Origin of the sequence: Micromonospora sp. NBC_00898 (genome assembly GCF_045207895.1) — a bacterium.
Lineage (GTDB): Bacteria > Actinomycetota > Actinomycetes > Mycobacteriales > Micromonosporaceae > Micromonospora.
Window position 1 is genome coordinate 5,372,809 of record NZ_CP108775.1, and the last position, 18,861, is coordinate 5,391,669.

General features: G+C 74.4%; 15 protein-coding genes and 1 riboswitch. Of the genes, 7 read left to right on the forward strand and 8 right to left on the reverse strand.

Annotated features, from left to right (window positions below; genetic code table 11):
• Nucleotides 1-363: 363 nt before the first annotated feature.
• Nucleotides 364-494, forward strand: a riboswitch (cyclic di-AMP (ydaO/yuaA leader).
• Between the two features lie 4 nt (nt 495-498).
• The gene (locus tag OG799_RS26075) at nt 499-1,521 is read left to right on the forward strand and encodes a coiled-coil domain-containing protein (protein WP_406038455.1); all 1,023 of its coding nucleotides are present in this window, start codon (nt 499-501) and stop codon (nt 1,519-1,521) included.
• 77 nt (nt 1,522-1,598) lie between these two features.
• On the opposite strand, the gene OG799_RS26080 is transcribed toward OG799_RS26075, so the two are convergent.
• The gene (locus OG799_RS26080) at nt 1,599-2,270 is read right to left on the reverse strand and encodes a carbonic anhydrase (protein WP_406038457.1); all 672 of its coding nucleotides are present in this window, start codon (nt 2,268-2,270) and stop codon (nt 1,599-1,601) included.
• Nucleotides 2,271-2,499: 229 nt separating this feature from the next.
• On the opposite strand from OG799_RS26080, the gene OG799_RS26085 reads away from it, so the two are divergent.
• Both OG799_RS26085 and mycP read left to right on the forward strand, forming a co-directional pair.
• The gene (locus OG799_RS26085) at nt 2,500-2,829 is read left to right on the forward strand and encodes a helix-turn-helix transcriptional regulator (RefSeq protein WP_406038459.1); all 330 of its coding nucleotides are present in this window, start codon (nt 2,500-2,502) and stop codon (nt 2,827-2,829) included.
• An 89-nt stretch (nt 2,830-2,918) separates the two neighbouring features.
• Nucleotides 2,919-4,154: a type VII secretion-associated serine protease mycosin gene (gene mycP / locus OG799_RS26090; protein WP_406038461.1), complete on the forward strand. Its 1,236-nt coding sequence runs from the start codon at nt 2,919-2,921 to the stop codon at nt 4,152-4,154.
• 198 nt (nt 4,155-4,352) lie between these two features.
• Here mycP and OG799_RS26095 read toward each other — a convergent pair whose 3' ends face one another.
• The 6 genes from OG799_RS26095 to eccCa all read right to left on the reverse strand — a co-directional run bounded on the left by OG799_RS26095 (nt 4,353) and on the right by eccCa (nt 12,659).
• Nucleotides 4,353-5,684, reverse strand: a complete 1,332-nt coding sequence (locus OG799_RS26095; RefSeq protein WP_406038463.1) for a WXG100 family type VII secretion target — start codon at nt 5,682-5,684, stop codon at nt 4,353-4,355.
• Between the two features lie 16 nt (nt 5,685-5,700).
• Nucleotides 5,701-6,261, reverse strand: a complete 561-nt coding sequence (locus OG799_RS26100) for a hypothetical protein (RefSeq protein WP_406038464.1) — start codon at nt 6,259-6,261, stop codon at nt 5,701-5,703.
• Between the two features lie 37 nt (nt 6,262-6,298).
• The gene (locus OG799_RS26105; protein WP_406038466.1) at nt 6,299-7,774 is read right to left on the reverse strand and encodes a S8 family serine peptidase; all 1,476 of its coding nucleotides are present in this window, start codon (nt 7,772-7,774) and stop codon (nt 6,299-6,301) included.
• 85 nt (nt 7,775-7,859) lie between these two features.
• A complete protein-coding gene (locus OG799_RS26110; RefSeq protein WP_406038468.1) occupies nt 7,860-8,138 on the reverse strand; it encodes a WXG100 family type VII secretion target in 279 nt (92 codons plus the stop codon).
• 28 nt (nt 8,139-8,166) lie between these two features.
• Nucleotides 8,167-8,475, reverse strand: a complete 309-nt coding sequence (locus tag OG799_RS26115) for a WXG100 family type VII secretion target (protein ID WP_406038470.1) — start codon at nt 8,473-8,475, stop codon at nt 8,167-8,169.
• A 221-nt stretch (nt 8,476-8,696) separates the two neighbouring features.
• Nucleotides 8,697-12,659 carry a type VII secretion protein EccCa gene (gene eccCa / locus OG799_RS26120; protein WP_406038472.1) on the reverse strand — a complete coding sequence of 1,321 codons (3,963 nt, stop codon included), beginning with the start codon at nt 12,657-12,659 and terminating at the stop codon, nt 8,697-8,699.
• Nucleotides 12,660-12,828: 169 nt separating this feature from the next.
• Here eccCa and eccD point away from each other — a divergent pair, with 169 nt between their 5' ends.
• Nucleotides 12,829-14,226 (forward strand): type VII secretion integral membrane protein EccD, encoded by a 1,398-nt coding sequence (eccD, locus tag OG799_RS26125; protein ID WP_406038474.1) that lies wholly within the window; start codon nt 12,829-12,831, stop codon nt 14,224-14,226.
• On the opposite strand, the gene OG799_RS26130 is transcribed toward eccD, so the two are convergent.
• Nucleotides 14,210-15,382 carry a type VII secretion protein EccE gene (locus OG799_RS26130; protein WP_406038476.1) on the reverse strand — a complete coding sequence of 391 codons (1,173 nt, stop codon included), beginning with the start codon at nt 15,380-15,382 and terminating at the stop codon, nt 14,210-14,212. The genes eccD and OG799_RS26130 overlap by 17 nt on opposite strands.
• A 162-nt stretch (nt 15,383-15,544) precedes the next feature.
• Between OG799_RS26130 and eccB the strand changes: the two genes are divergently transcribed.
• The 3 genes from eccB (at nt 15,545) to OG799_RS26145 (ending at nt 18,767) form a co-directional block, all read left to right on the forward strand.
• Complete coding sequence (eccB, locus tag OG799_RS26135; RefSeq protein ID WP_406038478.1) at nt 15,545-17,026, forward strand: type VII secretion protein EccB; 1,482 nt, start codon at nt 15,545-15,547, stop codon at nt 17,024-17,026.
• A gap of 117 nt (nt 17,027-17,143) precedes the next feature.
• Complete coding sequence (locus OG799_RS26140) at nt 17,144-17,515, forward strand: hypothetical protein (RefSeq protein ID WP_406038480.1); 372 nt, start codon at nt 17,144-17,146, stop codon at nt 17,513-17,515.
• Nucleotides 17,508-18,767 carry a hypothetical protein gene (locus OG799_RS26145; protein ID WP_406038482.1) on the forward strand — a complete coding sequence of 420 codons (1,260 nt, stop codon included), beginning with the start codon at nt 17,508-17,510 and terminating at the stop codon, nt 18,765-18,767. Before OG799_RS26140 ends, OG799_RS26145 begins: the two co-directional genes overlap by 8 nt.
• Nucleotides 18,768-18,861: the final 94 nt, after the last annotated feature.

The following is an 18,861-nucleotide window of genomic DNA, read 5'->3' on the forward strand; positions in this document are numbered from 1 at the left end:
CGAGGCCGCCGGGCGCCCGGACCGCGCACGGCCCCGGCGCCGGGTTTGCGGTGGGTGTTGTGAATCCGCGCCTGTTGGGCGAGCGACTCCCCACCGCTGGGTGGGGCGGGCCTCCGCGGGCCAACCGATCCTCGCGCCGGCCCGGGTGGGCGGCGGGGGTCACCCGGCGGCGGGACCGGACCGCAGACGAGCACGGACGCCGTACGGCGACACTCCGCAGCGTGACCGTCCGCGCCAAACGCGATGCTGGTCACGGCACTGGCCGTCGAATTACCGCTTTAGTCGGCTTACGGACGTAGATCCTCGGCACGCCTCTCGGGTAACCTCGCTGCCGGTCACCGCCGAAGGCGCGCAGCGGCGCCTGCGGTGCCGCCGCCCAATCGCCGTACGGCGAACCGGGGAACCAGGTACCTGGGGTGAATCCGCGCCAGCGGTAGGGGCCACTTCCGTCCCGAACCCGTCAGCTAACTCGGTCGGCGGTCGACGGAAGGGAACACTGTGACGGCACCCCTGCGCCGCTGGCTGACACCCGTCGTGGCCGCGCTCGCCGCGTTCGCCGTCGTCGTCGGCCCCGCCCCCGCGATCGCGGCGCCGACGACGCCCCCCACCCCCTCGGGGCACGCGGAGGACGGCGAGCCGATGCTCATCACCGACGCCATCGAGGCGGCCAACCGCGGCTACGTGCAGGCGAAGACCAAACTGGCGCAGTCGAAGCAACACCAGCTCCAACTGGCGGTGGAGGTACGCGCGGCGCAGAGTCAGCTGGACGCCATGCGCCCGCAGGTGAGCAAGATCGCGGCGCAGTCGTACCGGACCGGCCGCATCGGCGTGGTGGCCGTGCTGCTGGAGAGCAACACCCCGGACTCGTTCGTCCGGCGGGCGGCCGCCCTCGACGAGCTGAACATGGTCAACGCGCAGAAGCTCGCCGAGGTCAACGCGGCCAAGACCCGCGCCGAGCAGGCCAAGCTGGCACTCGACGCCGAGGTGCGCGCGCAGCAGACGCTGACGAACGCGATGGCTCGGGAGAAGAACGCGGCGGAGAAGGCGCTCGCCCTGGTCGGCGGCAAGGGCTTCACCGGCGGCCTGGTCTCGGCCACCTCGCCGGTCGCCCGGATCGGCCCCGGTCGCACCGCCGACGGGGACTGGAAGCCCGAGTCGTGCAGCGAGAACGACCCCACCACCTCCGGCTGCATCACGCCTCGGACGCTGCACGCGTACAAGGAGGTCAAGCGGGCCGGCTTCAACCGGTTCGTCGGCTGCTACCGGCCCGGCGGGCCGTGGGAGCATCCGAAGGGCCGGGCCTGCGACTGGTCGTTGCAGAACAGCGGGTTCGCCCCCTGGCACAACAACGACACCCGGATGTACGGCAACAACGTCGCCGCCTTCCTGATCCGCAACGCGGACCGGCTCGGCATCTACTACGTGATCTGGAATCGGCAGATCTGGTTCCCGGCGACCGGTTGGAAGTCCTACAGCGGGCCGTCCAACCACACCGACCACGTGCACATGTCGTTGCTCTGACCGACGAGGCAACCGGGCCGAGGGGCCGTCCCGCCGAACCGCGGGGCGGCCCCTCGGCCGTCGTGATCGTAGGGAGGTCAGCCGCCGACGGTGGTCGGCGCGGCGCGCTCGACCTGCGCGGGTGGCGGCGCGGCTGCCGCACCCGCCGGGACCGTGGCCACCGTCCGCGCCTCGCCCGCGCTGAGCCGGTACGACATGCCGACCACCGCGCACCGCCCGGCGGCCACCGCAGCGGCCAGGACGGAAGAGTTGGCCAGCAGCGCCTCGACGGTCTGCGCGATGTGGATGTCGACGATCCCGTTGATCTCCTCTACGCCCTCCGCCGCCGCCCGGCGCAGGCTGGGCACCACGGCGTCGACCAACGCGCCGAGGTGGCCGCCGGGGGCCCGGCCGGTGGTGACGGCCTCCCGGGCGGCCTGCACCGCGCCGCAGGAGTCGTGCCCGAGCACCAGCACCAGCGGCGTGCCGAGCACCGTGACGGCGTACTCGACGCTGCCGAGCACCTCGGGGCCCGTGGTGTGGCCGGCGGTCCGGACCACGAAGAGGTCACCCAGCCCACGGTCGAAGATGATCTCGGCGGCGAGCCGGGAGTCGGAGCAGCCGACGACCACCGCGAAGGGGTGCTGACCGTCGGCGACGGCCGCCCGGTGGCCGGCGTCCTGGTTGGGGTGGCGCGGGACGCCGGTGACGAACCGCTGGTTTCCGGCGTGCAGCTCGGCGAGCGCCTGCTCCGGAGTGGTCGGGGTCAATTACCTCACCTCGTCCTCGCGCGAAACGACCTGGTCAGCCCGGCCGGCGGCGGAGGCGGCCTCGCCACCAACCGTCACACGCAGGCAAAGGTACGTCAAGATTTACGTGATACGGATTTCATACGTTGAGTGGGACTTGACCGCGGGACGAGTACGGCCACCGCGGCCGGGCCGCCCCCGCGCCGCCCGGGCGAGGCAGGGCCGAGAAACCCGAACGAAGGGCCATACGATGACGCACATGGCGACGACAGCAGGCCAGAACGGGAGCAGCCGGAACTGGACGTTCCTCACCAACCACGGGCACGTGCTGCTGGCCATCGCACGCAACCCCACCGCCCGGCTGCGCGACGTCGCCGACGAGGTGGGGGTGACCGAGCGGGCCGCCCAGGCCATCGTCGCCGACCTGGAAGCGGGCGGCTACCTGCGCCGCACCCGGGTGGGCCGGCGCAACGAGTACACGATCAACCCGAGCGGCCATTTCCGCCACCCGGCCGAGGCCGACCAGCAGGTCGGCGCCCTGCTCGCCCTCTTCACCGCCGAACCCGCCGCCGGGTCCTGACCCGACCGTCCCGCGACACGGCAGCGGGTCCCGGGCGGCCGGGCGCTCCCGTCACCGCGCGACGGGCGCCGCGACGGTAATCTCACCGCGTGCGCGACAGCTTGCGGCCGGACGGGACGACCTTGCGCGCCCGTGCCGGACACCGGTCCCGATCCATCCTGTGTGGAGCGGTCGCGGCGCTGCTCGGCACGCTGCTGGTGGCTCCGGCACCCGCCGAGGCGGCCCCGAAGTGCGGCCGGCCCGGCGGCCCGGGCCCGACCGAGGCCCCCTGGGCGCTACGCCGGCTCGACCCGTCGTCGGCGTGGCGGATCACCCGGGGCGAGGGCGTGACCGTGGCGGTCGTGGACTCCGGCGTCTCGTCCACCCATCCCCTGCTCAAGGGCCGGGTGCTCGCAGGCGACGACTTCAACGGCCTGGCCCGGCAACGGGGGCAGTGCGACCAGGCCGGCCACGGCACCATCGTGGCGGGCATCATCGCGGGCCAGGAAGGGACCGGCACGCCGTACAGCGGAATCGCGCCGGCGGCCCGGATCCTGCCGGTACGGGTGCTGGCCTCCACCAAGCTCACCACCGACGAGGCACTCCCCGCTGAGATCGCCAAGGCGATCCGGTGGTCGGTGGACCAGGGCGCCGATGTGGTCAACCTCTCCCTGGTGACGCTGGACCGGCCGGAGCTGAAGGACGCGATCGACTACGCGCTCCGCAAGCGGGTCGTCGTGGTGGCCGCCGCCGGCAACCGGCAGGAGAACCAGCAGGACCAGCCGGCGTACCCGGCCGCGTACCCCGGGGTGATCGCCGTGGCGGGGGTCGACCCCCAGGGCGGCCACGTCGGCACCTCAGTTGCCGGTGACTACGTCGACATCGCCGCGCCGGGACTGGACATCGTCGGTCCGGCGCCGCAGGGCGCGGGCTACCTCGCCGAGCCGCAGGGCGGCACCAGCTTCGCCGCCGCGTACGTCTCCGGGGTGGCCGCGCTGGTCCGGGCCGCCCACCCGGAACTCACCCCGGCCGACGTCGCCTTCCGGCTCACCCGGACGGCCGACAACCCGCCCGACGGGCACAACGCCGAGGTCGGGTACGGGGTGGTGAACCCGTACCGGGCGGTGACCAGCCTGCTGGGGACGCGGACGGACCCGCCGGCCGGCGCGATGGCGAAGCCGGTCCCGCCGGCCGATTCGCTGGGCTGGCAGCGGACCGTCGCGGTCTGGGTGGCCACGGTCGGCGTGCTCCTGGCGGGCGTGCTGCTGGCGGCCCGGCCCGTCCTGGCCCTCGGCCGTCGGCGGGGCTGGCGCCCCGGACGCCGCTCGGCGCCGCTCGACGCCTGACCGACCCGGCCGCGACGCTGCGCGGTCGAGCGGGTGGCTCGAGGAGACTTGACCGACGGCGCCCGCGACCTTCCAGGCCCGACCGTCGGCGCCTGACCGTTGGCGGCCGGCCGCTCGGCGCCTGACCGTGGACATCGGACGGAGGCGCACCCGTGAGCGGTGCCGACCACTATGACGTGGCCGGCACCGGTCGAGCGGTCAGCGCAGGATGCCCGGGGTGCCGCCGCTGTCGGCGCCCCAGATGTCCTCGTCCTCCTCCAGCCAGGTGTTACGGTCGGTGTCCTCCTCGCCGTACCCGGCGCCGCCACCGTGACCCATGCCGGCCATGCCGCCTCGGGCACCGGCGGCGCCACCGGCCGCACCGCCCCGGCCGCCACCGGCCGCGCCCCGGCCACCGGCCATGCCGCCACCCATGCCGGGCGCCATCCCGCCCGCGCCGAGCTTCCCGGCGCCCATCCGGCCACCGCCACCCCGGCCGCCAGCGCCGGCCATACCGCCGCCGCCCATCATCGGGGGCATTCCAGGGCTCACCGCCCGGCCGACCCCGGCGCCACCGCCGAGACCACCGCCCAGCCCACCGCCGCTGCCACCGAGGCCGGTGCTGCCAGGCAGCCCACCGCCCGAGCCGAAGCCGGAGCCGAGGCCCGGGGCGGTCGCGGTGCCCGCGCCGGCCAGCCCGGTGCCGTAGCTGCCGGTGCCCGTCGACCCGGCGGAGGGGGTGTAACCGGTGCCGGTGGACGGGGTGTAGCCCCCGCCGGAGGTGAGGTCCGGGTGCGCGCTCGACCCGATGCTCGGGCCGCCCGCGCCCAGGCCGGGCATCTTGCCGGCACCCGCCGACGGGCCGCCGCCGAGACCGCCGGTGGAGGGCGTCCCACCGATCCCCGGCACGCCACCGCCCCCGCCGGTGCCCGGCCCGGTGCCCAGGTTCGGGATGTCCGGACGGGGACTGGAGATGCTGCCGCTCGGGCCGCCGCTCGGCGACTCCAGCACCCGGTCCTGGTAGTTGCCGTTGACCTCGTTGTAGACCTTGCGGGCGTCGCCCTCCTGATCGGAGAACCAGCCAGACACCCAGTCGCCCAGCTCGCCCATCTTCTCCATCGGCCAGCTGCCCATCAGGTCCGCCTTGACCCGCGTCTCGAACAGCCCGACGCCGAGGACGAGCTCGCCGTTGCGGGCGGCCAGCACATCGCCGACGCAGGCGGCCGGGATCGGCATGGTGTCCTGGGCCTGCTGGAGCTGCTTGGCCGCGGTCTCCAGGTTGGTCACGATGCCGACCCGGCCCCGGCCGGGCTTCTCGGCCGCGTCCACGAGACCACCGGCCTGCTTGGCCAGCCCCTCGACGTGCGACTTGAACGCCTCGTACGCGGGACCCTTCCAGACCGCGCCCAGATCCTTCACGTTCTGCTGGAGGCTCTCCTGCACCTGCCCGACGTTCTTGAGCAGCTCCTGCCAACCGAGCGCCGCGCTCTGCACCTTGTCCGGCCGGCCCGCCACCAGCACCTCGCGGGCCATCTGCTCCCAGTCCGCCATCTTCCCGCTCCCCCGTCTAGCCGTTGCCGCCGCTGGCGGCATCGTTGAACGCCTGCTGCATCTCCTGCGCCGACATGGCGTTGGCGTGCTCGGCGTCCTCGTACTTGCGCTTGACCTCACGCAGCGCCTCGGCGGCCGCCCAGAGCCCGTCGGAGAGGGTGCGCAGGCCCTGCTGGGTGGACGAGAAGAGGGCGTCGTGATTCCTGGTGAGCTCCTGGGCGTTCGGGAACCCGCCCAGCGCGCCGTGGCCCGGCTCCGCCCCCTCGCCCGGGGCGAGCTCGTCCTTGATGGCGGACATGTCGTAGGAGAGCCGGTGCACGTAGCTGGCGTGGGTCTCCAGCCAGGTCACGGCCGAGTCGAGGCTGCCGGCGTCCCACTCGGTCTCCACGCCCCGCTCGCCGTCGCCGGCGACCAGTTTGCTCGGTGTCTCCGCCTGGTCGACGCCGACCCGGTCGAAGTTGATGCCGCGCAGGTCACCGGCGAGCGGCATGCCCGGGTTGAGCGGCAGCGGGACGTCGACCCGCTGCTCGACCCGGTCCGGATCCTTGCTGACGTTGTGGCTGGTGTCCCAGCTCATCCTGTCCTCCCCCTGGCGGTGCTCGTGGTGCCCGGCGTCAGCCCTGCTCAGGGCCGGTAGGTGGTGGAACTGGCCCGGTCGCCGGTGGAACCGGCCCGGCCGGCGGCGGGTACGGATGCGGCGCCGTCGGCTGGCTCACCGGCCGGGGCTGGTACGGATGCGCCGGCACCGGGCCGGCGGACGGCGCGAAGCCGGGCGGCGGGCCGTTACCCGACGGTGGCGGGTAGCCGGGGAATTGACCCGGGCCGGTCGGCGGGCCGAAGCCGGGCGGACGGTGCCCTGGCGGCGGGCCGAGCGGCGGGTGCGGGCCGGGTGCCGTCGGCGCCGCCGGGCGACGCACGCCGCGCCGGGTGAGCCACACCAGCAGCACGACCACGGCCACCACGACCAGCAGGCAGAGCGCGGTCGCGATGGCCGGACCCGCGCCCTTGGCCAGCCCGAAGGTGACCATCGGCTCGTCGTCACGACTGTCCCGGCTGCTGCTGGCGGTCGGCGCCGGCGGCGCGGCCTCGAGCAGCGGGTTGGCGGAGACCGGGGGCACCGAACGGGTCAGCGCCGCGAGCGGGTCGACGACGCCGAACCCGAACCGCGGGTCCCGCCCCGACGGCCCCTCGTCGCGGGCGGTGCGGATCAGGCGGTTGACCACGTTGGCCGCGTCGAGGTCCGGGTAGCGCGACCGGACCAGGGCAGCCACCCCGGAGATGATCGCTGTGGAGAGGCTGGTGCCGTCGTTCACCACGTAGCCGTTGGGGGAGACCGTGGGCGGGGCCGGGGCGATGATCCGCTCCCCCGGCGCGGCCAGCACCAGCTCCGGGCCGGTCGCCGAACCGGTCCACAGGCCCCCGGCGCGGTCGGTGCCACCGGCCGCGACGACGCCCGGGATGCTGGCGGGCGCCTGCACCCCGACCATCCCCTGGTCGACGTTGCCGGCGCCGGCCACCACCACCGCGTCCTTGCTCAGCGCGTACCGGATCGCGTCGGCCAGCTCACGCTTGAGGGAGTCGTTCGCCAGCGACACGTTGATGACGTCCGCGCCGTGGTCCGCGGCCCAGCGGATGCCCGCGGCGATGTCGGCGTTGCGGTCGTCCGCGCCGAGACCGACCGGCAGGATCTTCGCCTCCGGGGCGATCCCCAGCTCGTGCATCACGCCACCGCCACGACCGGCGATGACGCCGGCCATCCCCGTGCCGTGGCCCTTCTGCGCGTCCGGATCGCTGCGGCCGTCGGCGGCCACGTCGGCGCTGAGCCCCTTGCCCGGTAGGACCTGGCCCTTGAGGTCGGGATGCGCGGCGTAGACCCCGGAGTCGACCACCGCGACCACCACGCCCTTGCCCCGGGAGAGCTTGTGCGCCTGCGGGATCTTCAACGGGTCGAGGTACCACTGGAGGCCGCGCACCGTGTCGGCGGCGCGCGCCGGGGCGGGCCCGGCCAGCAGGCCGGCGCCGGCGGTGGCGACCAGCGTCAGCATGGCGGCGGCGGAACTCAGCAGCGGCCGGCGCTTCCCCGTACCCATGGCACTCCCAGGACCTCGGTCGACATGTGACGCGCTGCGGCTCCGGTCCGGTCGAGCCGGACCGGAGCCGCAGCGGTCGATTATCTCACTGCCAGACCTTGGCGTTGCTCATCTCGGTGGAGACGTAGTTCTCGCGCGCGATGCCCACGGCCCCGCCGATGTCGTTCAGGACCTTGTTGATGTCCCGCACGGCGGCGTCCCACTGGGCCTGGTGCTGCTGGTACGCGGCGCGGTCCTGACCGTCCCACTCCAGCTTGGTCAGCATCGAGCGCAGCGTGTCGAGCTTCTCGTCGATGGTCCGCGAGATGGCCTGCATCTGCTGGTTGCTGCTCTCGAGGACTGCGTAGTCAACCTTGATGCTCATGAGTTCCTCCTCTGCTCGTCTGCGCGGATCACGGGTTGAGAGCAGAGTGGAACTTGTCCAGCATCTGCTGCTGCTCTTCGTCGTTGACCTGGTGCGTCGTACCCGACTTGTCGAGCAGGTCGGCGATGCTGTCCATCGCCGTCAGCAGCTTGACGGTGTCCTCGTTCCAGCGGTTCATGAGCTGCTGGAAGCCCGCGGACGCCTGACCCTTCCAGGCGATGGCCAGGTCGTCGACCACGTTCCAGAGCTTCTTCAGCTCGCCGTCAACCTCGCTGCGCGTGGACCGCACGTCACTCGCGGCGGTATGGAGAGTCGCAGCTTCGACCTCGAACGCCATGCTTCACACCCTTCCGTCATCTTCGTGGCGGCGGATCTGCCGCGCCCCACCCCCGCGGCAAGGCAACCAACCCCACCGACGGACATCCTCGCTGAGACGGTAACCCACGGCGGCAAGCGGTCGCAGCCCGCCAAAGCGGCAAATGGCGCGAGTCCGCAATGGAGTTCGCGACATCGGTCGGCGCCTGACCGTCTACAAGGGAGTTCATGGAGCGGCCCGGATCAGGTCGGCTCCGCCCATGCCGTCTGGATGAGCTGCTGACCGTCGCGCCGGCGCACCAGCGTGCCCCGGCCCGGCGGCTGCGGGCTCGGCCGCAGGGTGCCGAAGACGGCGCCTTCCTCCCGGTTGCCCGACATCAGCAGCCCGGGCGAGTCCAGCTCCCGCAGTCGTTGCAGCACCGGCTCGTACAGCGCCCGGGCCACCCCGCCGACCCGGCGCGTGACGATCAGGTGCAGGCCGATGTCCCGCGCCTGCGGCAGCAGCTCGTGCAGCGCGCTGAGCGGGTTGCTGCCGCCGGAGGCGACCAGGTCGTAGTCGTCGACCAGGATGTAGAGTTCCGGCCCCTTCCACCAGCTCCGGTCGCGCAGCTGCGCGGTGGTCACGTCCGGCCCCGGCAGCCGGTTCTGCAGCGCGCTGCGGATCGACCCGAGCCCCTGGCTGAACGCCTGGTTGGACGGCGCGTAGTCCAGCAGGTGGTCGCCCTCCACCGCGCCGAGCAGGCCGCGCCGGTAGTCGGCGATCACCAACCGGGCCTGAGCCGGGGTGTACCGCTCGACGATGCCCCGGGCGATCAGCCGCAGCACGTTGGTCTTGCCGCACTCCGCGTCGCCGAAGACGGTCAGGTGCGGCTCGTTCGCCAGGTCCAGGTGGACCGGGGCGAGCGCGGCCTCGTTGACCCCGATCGGCACACCCGGCGCGGACCGGTCGACGACCTTGGCCAGCTCGGTCACCGGCAGCTTGCGCGGCAGCAGCCGCACCTTCGGGGCCGGGCGGCCCGGCCAGTTCGCCGCCACGTGCCCGGCCAGCGCGACCGACGCCTCGGTCAGGTCGTCGACGTCGCGCTTGCCGTCGATCCGCGACACGGCGGTCAGGAAGTGCAGCTTGTCGCGGGTCAGGCCGCGACCGGGCGAGCCGACCGGGACGTTCTGCGCCGCGCGCCGGTCGATCTCCGACTCGGCCGCGTCGCCGAGCCGCAGCTCCAGCTTCGTGCCCAGCAGGTCCCGCATGTTGATCCGGACCTCCGCCCAGCGCACGGCCGAGATGACCACGTGTACGCCGAAACCCAGCCCCCGGTTGGCCAGGTTGGTGATGGTCTGCTCCAGCTCCTCGTACTCCTGGCGCAGCGTGTTCCAGCCGTCGACCACCAGGAACACGTCGCCGAACGGGTCGTCGGAGAATTCGCCGGCCGCCCGCCGCCGCCGGTAACTGGCCACCGAGTCGATGCCGTGCTGGGCGAACCGGGTCTCCCGGTCGTCGAGCACGGCGACCACCTCGGCCACCGTCCGGCGGACCGCCTCGGTGTCCCGCCGGCCGGCCACCCCGGACACGTGCGGCAGCCCCTCCACGCTGCGCAACGCCCCGCCGCCGAAGTCCAGGCAGAAGAGCTGCACCTCGCGCGGGGTGTGCGTGAGCGCCAGGGACGCGATCATCGACCGCAGCATGGTGCTCTTGCCGCTCAGCGAGGCGCCGACGACGACCACGTTGCCGCCCGCACCGGCCAGGTCCACCATCATCGGGTCGCGCCGCTGCTCGTACGGGCGGTCCACGACGCCCACCGGGACCGCCAACCGGCCCCGGCCGGGCCAGTTCGCGGTGCACAGCCCGAACGTCGGGTGCACCCCCAGCGGCGGCAGCAGCTCACCCAGGCCCGGCGGCTCGGCCAGCGGCGGCAGCCAGACCTGGTGCGCCGGCCGGCCCTGGCCCTTGAGCCGGTCGATCAGCACATCCAGCATGGCGACCGCCTTGCCGTCCGCCGGCTGCTCCGGCTCCGGCGTCGCCTCCACCGCGGTCTGGGCGACCGGCACCGGCACGAAGTCCACCCCGTACGGCACGATGCGGCGCTGCACCTGCGCCCGGGTCGACCGCTGCACCTGCCCCGGCGCCCGGTACGGCCCGGACACGTACGCCGCCCGGAACCGCAGCATGGTGCTGGTGTCGGTCTTCAGGTAGCCGTGGCCCGGGGCGCTGGGCAGCTCGTACGCGTCGGGCACGCCGAGCACGATCCGGCTTTCCACCGCCGAGAAGGTCCGCAGACCGATCCGGTACGACAGGTGGGTGTCGAGCCCCCGGAGCTTCCCCTCTTCCAACCGCTGGCTGGCCAGCAGCAGGTGCACGCCGAGCGACCGGCCCAGCCGGCCGATCATCACGAAGAGGTCGATGAAGTCCGGCTTCGCGGCGAGCAGCTCGCTGAACTCGTCGCAGATGATCAGCAGGCTGGGCATCGGCTCCAGCTGCTCGCCGGCGGCCCGGGCCTGCTCGTAGTCGTACCGGGAGACGTAGTTGCCGGCCGCCCGCAGCACCTCCTGCCGCCGGTTCATCTCACCGGCCAGGGCGTCCCGCATCCGGTCGACCAGCGGCAGCTCGTCGGAGAGGTTGGTGATCACCGCGCTGGTGTGCGGCAGGGCGTCCAGCGAGGCGAAGGTGGCACCGCCCTTGAAGTCGACCAGGACGAAGTTGAGCTCCTCCGACGAGTGCGTCACCGCCAGCGCGGCGACCACCGTACGCAGCAGCTCGCTCTTGCCGGAGCCGGTCGCGCCGATGACCAGGCCGTGCGGGCCCATGCCCTCGTGCGCGGACTCCTTGAAGTCCAGCTCCACCACGTTGCCGTCCGGCCCGACGCCGAGCGGGATGCGCAGCCGGTCCCGGTGGCTGCGCGGCCGCCAGCTCTGCCGTACGTCCACCGCGGCGGCGTCGCCGACGCCGAGCAGGTCGGGCAGCTCCGTGCTGCGGGCCAGCGGCTCGTCGGTGCTGGCCTGCTGCTGGGAGAGGCGGTAGGGGGCGATCAGCCGGGCCAGCCCCTCGGCGGCCGCCTCGCTCAACCCGTCCGGGCGGCCCAGCCGGGACGTCGAGGCGCCGCGGACCAGGTCCAGCCCGCTGCCGTCACCGGCGTCGAGGCAGAGCAGCCACCGGCCCGCGTCCCGCGGCACCGTCCCGGACAGGTCGATGACGGTGGCGCCGAGCAGGCCCGGCCCCATCAGGTGGCAGGTCGGCGAGAGCTCGCCACCGTCGACCACCACCACCACGTGCGGGACGGTGGTGAGCGGCTTCGCCTCCGGGGCGAACCGGGGCCGGCCGGCCAGCTCGTCGGCCAGCGCCGACTCGGCCTCGGCGAGGCTGTCGAAGACCAGCCGGCGCGCGCCCGCCGCGTCGGTACGCCCGTGGTGCTGGGCGTGCGGCAGCCATTTGACCCAGTCCCACACCGGCTGCCGGTCGGGCGCGGCCACCACCGCGACCATCAGGTCGTCCGGGGCGTGGAAGGTGACCAGCTGGCCCAGCGCGGCCCGGGTCAGGTCGAGCACCGGCTCCCGGTCGCCGCGCAGCACGATCCGGCTGAACGCGCGCAGCGACAGGGCGGTGGGCAGGTCCGGCACGGTGGAGTGGGCGCGGACGAAGCGTCGCAGCGCGATCGCGCTCATCGGCTCCAGGTCCTCCACCGGCTTGGTCTCCGGCGGCACGATCTCCACCGCCAGCCGCTGCGGGCCGAGCGCGATCCGGGCCTCGCCGAAGTCGTCCTCGGTGATCCGCCGCTCCCACAGCCGACGGGACGAGGCGATCGACCAGAGCGCGTCCGGCTCGGGGTGCCGCCAGGACATCGCCGCGCGCTGCTGCTCGGCGGCCCGCCGGGTGCGCTTGCGCATCTGGGCCAGGTAGCGCATGTAGTCGCGCCGCTCGGCGTTCAGCTCGGCCTTGTCGTTGCCGCCGTTGGACATCGTGCCGACGGCCATGCCCAACATGGACACGCCGAACAGGCCGCCCGCGACGTACGTCATCATGCCGCCGCCCCGGCCGGCGTACAGGAACGCCATCGCGCCGACGCCGCAGATCATCGGCAGGATCATCAGCAGCTGACCCATCCCGCGCGGTTGCGGTTCGGGCAGCTCGGGCGGGGACTCCAGCAGCACCTCGCCCCGCGGCAGCGCGGGCCCCGGTTGACGCGGAAGCCGGCGGAACACCACGGTGCTCACGGCTGTCTCCTCCCCAAGAGCGGCCCTGATGCGGTTCGCGACCGACCGGAGTCGTCGGGTGGGCATCCTATGCGCCCGCCATCGTAGGTAATCTCCCGTGGGCGTCGTGGACCCACGGGGGCGACGTCAGCGGCCGAGGTGGATCGTAGGCGAGCACGAGGAGGCCACAGTGGCGACGAAGACGGCGACCGGCGGGCTGAGCCGGATCACCATCGTGGCGCCGCGGACCAGGATGGATCTCGCGCTGCCGTCCGACGTGCCGCTGGCCGACCTGCTGCCCACCCTGCTGCGGTACGCCGGCGAGGACCTCGCCGACGAGGGGGTCCGGCACGGCGGGTGGAGCCTGTCCCGGCTCGGCGGGCAGCCGCTGGACGGTGGTCGTACCGCCGCGCAGCTCGGCGTCCGCGACGGCGAGGTGCTCTACTTCAGCCCGCGCGCCGCCGCGGCCCCGGAGATCGTCTTCGACGACGTGGTGGACGCGGTCGCCACCGCCACCAACCAGCGGCCCGGCACCTGGCAGGTCGGCACCACCCGGTCCTTCGCGGCGCTCTTCGCCGGGGTGGCCCTGTCGGCCGGCGCGCTGGCCGCGCTCCTCGCCGGCCCACCCCAACTGCCCGGCGCGCTGGCCGCGCTGGTGGTCGCGGTCGTCCTGCTGGTCAGCGCCGCGGTGGTGTCCCGGGCTGGCGGCGACAGCCGGACCGGCGCGATGCTGGCCGTGGGCGCCCTCGGCTACGCGGCGGTCGGCGGGCTGCTGGTCCTGGCCGGCGACCGGAAGCTGGCGGAGCTGGCCAGCCCGCACGTGCTGCTGGCCGCGACCGCGGTGGTGCTCGTCGGCGCGATCGCGGCGCTGGCCGTCGGCGACCGGCTGCCGTTGTTCTTCGGCGCGACCGCGGTCGGCGCCGCCGTCGCGCTGGGCGCCGTGCTCTGCCTGGCCCTCGGCATCGGCGCGGCGGCCGCCGCCGCGGTGGTCGCCACCGTCGCGTTCGCCGCCCTGCCGGCCCTGCCGATGATCGCGTACCGGCTGGCCCGGCTGCCCGTGCCGTCGATCCCCACCGGCCCGGAGGACCTGAAGACCGACGCGGAGACCGTCGACGGCCGGCAGGTGCTGCGCAACAGCGAACGCGCCGACCAGTTCCTCACCGGTCTGCTGTGGACCGTGGCGCTGCTCGTCCTCGGTGGGCAGGTCGTCCTGGCCGACAACGGGCGACTGCCGGCGGTGCTGCTCTGCCTCGTGCTGGCGCTGCTGTCGCTGCTGCGGGCGCGGCCGTTCACCGGCCGGGCCCAGCGCACACCGGTGCTCTTCGCGGGCACCGCCGGCCTCGGGCTGGCCGCCGCGGCCGCCTTCGGCGCCGGATCGCTCCCGGTCCGGCTGGGCCTGATCCTGGGCGGGCTGCTGCTGGCCGCGGTGATCAGCCTGATCTACGGGCTGACCGTCGCCGGCAAGCGGATCTCGCCGGTGTGGGGGCGCACCCTCGACATCGTCGAGGTCCTGCTGATCGTCGGCCTGGTGCCGCTGGCCGCCTGGGTCTGCGGCCTCTACGGCTGGATCGTCAACCTTCGACCGTGACCGTGCCCATCGCGGTGCCGACCGGCGCGGTGGCGTAGACGCCGGGACCGTGCTGGCCGTCCAGCGGGCGGGCCGGCACGCCGCAGCGCTTCGCCACGTCCCGGACGGCCTTCACCAGCGCCGCCGCGTGGCCGTCCATCGCCGCCACCCGCAGCAGCGGGGGCACCCGGCGCCCGCCGGGCAGCACCACCGCGGCCACCGTGTGCGACGGGGCGGAGGTCGCGGTCACCGCGTCGACCAGCCCGCCGAGCGAGCCGTTCGGCCGTGGCCGCAGGACCAGGCAACGCTGGGTCCAGCCGCCACCGCGCAGGCTGGTCCAGCTCTCCGCGGGAGACTCCGGCGCCAGGTCCAGCCCGGCCGCGGAGACCACCGCCGCGGACAACTCGTCCCGGCCGAGGACCCGGTGGCTGAGGCCGGCGGCGTTCAGCGCCTTGCCGAGCCGGCCGATCCCGGCCGCCACCGTACGGTGCACGCCGCGCATCCCGCCGCCCCGGCTGACCGCCTCGGCGCGGGCGTCGGACACCGACAGCCGCAGCGCCACCCAGACGGTCCGGTGCGCGGCCGGCGGCGCGCCCGGCGCCGGGTACCAGACCAGGGTGTGCGAGACCACCTGCGTCTGGGTGACCGGCCCGGTGAAGTCGGCGAGCACCGCCAGCGCCCGGTCCACCACGGCCGCCTCGACGGAACCGGCCGGCGCGCCGGACCGCCCGGTCAACGCGACCGCGGCGAACCAGCCCCGGTCGTCCTGGCCGATGCCGAGTCGGGTGTTTCGCTCGGTCAGCTCGACGACGGTCAGCTCCGGGGCGAGCGCGGCCAGTCGGGGATCGCCGGCGGGCACCGCCGCCCGCGACCGCTCCCGGCGGCGCCGCAGCCGGCGGCGGAGCATCAGGTCCTCGTACCACCAGCGGCCGCCCCGCCGACCGAAGGCCGCGCCGACGGCCAGCGCGGCGACCACGGCGACGACGGGCAGCAGCCAGTCCGGGCCGGCGGTGGCGAGCCAGACGGCGAGCGCGGCGCACTCCAGCACCACCAGCTGGCCGACGACCACCGGCCCGATCCGGCCGCGGCGCCGCCGGTCGACCGGGGTGACCGGTCGGTCCGCCGGCACGGCGGGGACGGTGGCCGTACGACCGGGTGGCGCCTGGAGCTGCGTCATCGGTGAGCGTCCCTTCTGGACATCCTGGGCATCCGCCGGATCGGTGCGCCGCCGGAGGACGGGCGGGGTCCCGGTGAACCCCCGACGGCCCCTTATCGTAGGGAAGCCCGCGACGGAGTTCGGACCTGATCGTCGCGGACCCACCCCCGCCGGAGGTTAGTCATGCGGACCCGCCGCGACCAGGTGCAGGCGTACCGCTTCGTCACCCGCCGCATCGTCTCGGCCCTGCTCTCCGGTGACCCGGAGACCAACGACCTGCCGATGCGGCGGCTCGGCATGGCGGTCGTCGGCAGCGTCCTCGTGGCGGCCATCGTGCTCGGCGGCGCCGGCGCGTACGGCCAGCTCACCGGCAACGCCGCGCCGCTGGAGGCGAACACCCTGGTGATCGAGCGGGAGACCGGCGCCACCTACGTCTTCGCCGACGGGCTGCTGCACCCGACGCTCAACTACGCCTCCGCCCGGCTCATCCTCAACGAGGCGGACCCGCAGGTGCGGACCATGTCGCAGGCCTCCATCAAGGACCGCCCGCGCGGTCACGCCGTCGGCATCGTCGGCGCCCCCGACGACCTGCCGGACCGCAAGTCGCTGGTGGGGCTGCCCTGGTCGGTCTGTGACGTGCCCGACCCGGCGGACCCGCGGCGGTCCCGCACCCGGCTGGTGATCGACCACCCGATGCCGGGCGGCACCCCGCTCACCGACCAGGCCGTGCTGGTCCGGACCGACGAAGACCGGTATCTGCTCACCGCCGGGTCGCAGCTGCGCCTGATCGGGGGTGAGCAGGCACTGGTCGCGCTGAAGATGGCCGGCGCGGCCACGGCGAGCGTCGGGCAGCAGTTGCTCAACGCGGTGCCGGCCGGCCCGCCGCTGCGCAAGCCGACCATCGACGGCGACGGGAGCCCCAGCGGCCTGCGGGTGGGGGACGGTCCGGCGAAGATCGGCCAGGTGTTCCGGGCCGCCGGGCAACACTACGTGCTGACCCGGCAGGGGCTCGCCGCGATCGGTGAGGTCACCGCGCTGCTGCTGCTCGGCGACGGCGGTCAGGTCACCGACATCACCCCGGACCAGGCCGGCGAGGTCCTCACCGACCAGCGGCTGGAGGCCGAGGGCACGCCGCAGCGGCTGCCTGCCCTGCACGAGGTCCGCGCGGGTCAGACCGTGCTCTGCGCCAGCTACCGGGCCGGCGCCGCCGGCGGGCCGCCGACCACCACCCTGGAGGTCTTCGACCGGCCGCCGGCCGAGTTGACCGGGGATGCCGGGGTGGCCGTACGCCAGGGCGACCGGGACGCGGTCCGCACCGCGGAGAGCGTGCTGCTGCCCGGCGGGAAGGGTGTCCTGGTGCAGGCCGCGGCCGGGTCGGGCGAGGGTGGCGCGGCGGCGGCCGGCTCGACCGTCTACCTGGTCAGCGCCCAGGGCGTCCGCTACCCGCTGGGCACCCGCTCGGGGGACGCGCTGACCGCGCTCGGGTACGGCGGAGTGACCCCGCTGGCGGTGCCCGCGTCGCTGCTGGCCCTGATCCCGACCGGTCCGGCGTTGGAGCGGGCGGACGCACTGGCCTACTTCGAGCCCGGGGCCGGCGGCTCGTCGCCCGCCCCGGCGGAACCCGCGACCGGGAGCCCGGACGCGACGCCGGCCCAGGGCGGCTGAGCGGGCATGGTTCGAAGTGGATGAGCGGTGCGTGGTTGACGGGTCGCCCCGGTTGGCTCCGGTCGACTAACCTGGGCACGGGCAACGGCTATCGACGATGACTACGGGGATGCAGCCATGACCGGGCGCACGACAGTCGACGTACTGTCCTTGGAGGACTTCCACCTGCGGTTGGCGGGTCGGCTGACCGAGGTCGAGTCGGTGCTGCGGAAGCTCAACACCGAGCTGCAGTGCCGGCCGCCGGCGCTCGGCACGTTCGCCGACGCCACGGGGAATGCCCGCCGCTACACCGAGACCCACGCCAGCTACGCGGCGCAGGTCGAGCGGCTGCGCAAGGCGATCATCGCGGCGCAGACGGCGACCAGCACGATCATGGCCAACTACCGGACCACCGAGGCGCGCAACGCGGCGACCGCGGCCGACATCATGGCCGCCCTCGCGGGCGTCGACGAGGCGCTGAAGCCGGCGGAGGGGGACCCGCGTGTCTGAATACATTCAGCGCTACCAGCACGTCAGCCACCAGGAGCTGTACGACGGCGTCAAGTCCGGCGACCCGCGCCAGATCGACGGCCTCAGCGCGCAGTGGAGCTCGCTGAAGGGCACGCTGGAGGGCCTCGGCCGGGATCTCGGCGGCGACCTGGACGCGCTGGCGCGGAGGTGGACAGGGGACGCCTCCCGCGAGTTCCAGCGCCGGCTGGACCTGGTGGTCGGTTACTCGGGCGACCTCGCCCAGGGGATGACCGACGTCCACCACGCGCTCACCATGATGGCCGACGAGCTGCGCACCGCCCAGGCGAAGGCGGAGAGCCCCGAGGCGACCGACGACAACGACAAGACGCTCTCCGGCGCCGGCAAGGGCTTCCTCCTCGGCGGTGTGCCCGGTGCGCTGGTCGGCGGGTTCATCGGCCACGAGCAGGACAAGGCCGAGCAGGAGAAGGCGCAACAGCGGATGGTGCAGGTGGTGGCCACGCTCGCCGAGGGCTACGACTTCTCCGCGTACGGGCGGGTCGTCACCGCCCCCACGCCGGATCCGGACCTGCCGGGCCACACCGACACGTCGGGCTCGACGCCGGGCGGCGGACCGTCCGTGGGCACCCCGGCGGCGGCACCGCACTCCGGCACGTTCACCCGTGCCCCCGGCGCCACCGCGACCACCTCCGGCGTGCACCATGCCGCCCCGACCAGCGGTTCCGCGGGCCCGGGCACGACCGGGCACGACGGCTCGGTGGGCTCCGGCACGACGGGTCACATCGTCGGCGCCGGTGGCGCCCCCGCGGTGGACCCGGATGCGGGCACCTCGCTGGCGGGCGCGGGCCCGCTGCTCGGCGGGGGGCTGCTGGCCGGCGCGACCACGGCGGTCTCAACCGGCGGCGGTCCGCTCTCCGGCTTCCCCGGCGGTACGCCGGCCGGCGGCGTGGTCGGCACCGGATCGCTGGCCGGGTCGGGGCAGGCCGCGTCGACCTCCGCCCGGACGGGCGCCGGCGCGGAGGGCCGCTCGGCTGCGGGCACCGGTCGACTGGCGTCGGGTCGGGCGGGCGCGGTCGACGGGGAGGGCCGTTCCGGCGGCCGCGGGGCCGGCAGCCGGTCCGCCATGGCCGGCGCCGGCCGCAACGGGGTGCTCGGCGGGCGCGGCGAGTCGGACGGGGAGGAGTCGGACGAGCGGCTGACCTGGCTGACCGAGGACGAGATGGTCTGGGGGGACGGCGGGTCCGCCCCGCCCCCGGTGCTCGGCACCAACTGATCTGACACCGCCACGGCGCGGCGTCCCGCACCGGGGCGTCGCGCCGTTCGCGTTGCCGCATTCAGGTATACCTACTGCGTATACCTCATGTGTA

Excerpts from the sequence above, each read along its gene's own strand:
- OG799_RS26140 (WP_406038480.1), top strand. The coding sequence starts at position 17,144 with ATGACCGGGCGCACGACAGTCGACGTACTGTCCTTGGAGGACTTCCAC.
- OG799_RS26110 (WP_406038468.1), bottom strand. The coding sequence starts at position 8,138 with ATGAGCATCAAGGTTGACTACGCAGTCCTCGAGAGCAGCAACCAGCAG.
- OG799_RS26105 (WP_406038466.1), bottom strand. The coding sequence starts at position 7,774 with ATGGGTACGGGGAAGCGCCGGCCGCTGCTGAGTTCCGCCGCCGCCATG.
- OG799_RS26085 (WP_406038459.1), top strand. The coding sequence starts at position 2,500 with ATGACGCACATGGCGACGACAGCAGGCCAGAACGGGAGCAGCCGGAAC.
- OG799_RS26130 (WP_406038476.1), bottom strand. The coding sequence starts at position 15,382 with ATGACGCAGCTCCAGGCGCCACCCGGTCGTACGGCCACCGTCCCCGCC.
- OG799_RS26115 (WP_406038470.1), bottom strand. The coding sequence starts at position 8,475 with ATGGCGTTCGAGGTCGAAGCTGCGACTCTCCATACCGCCGCGAGTGAC.
- OG799_RS26100 (WP_406038464.1), bottom strand. The coding sequence starts at position 6,261 with ATGAGCTGGGACACCAGCCACAACGTCAGCAAGGATCCGGACCGGGTC.
- OG799_RS26095 (WP_406038463.1), bottom strand. The coding sequence starts at position 5,684 with ATGGCGGACTGGGAGCAGATGGCCCGCGAGGTGCTGGTGGCGGGCCGG.
- eccB (WP_406038478.1), top strand. The coding sequence starts at position 15,545 with ATGCGGACCCGCCGCGACCAGGTGCAGGCGTACCGCTTCGTCACCCGC.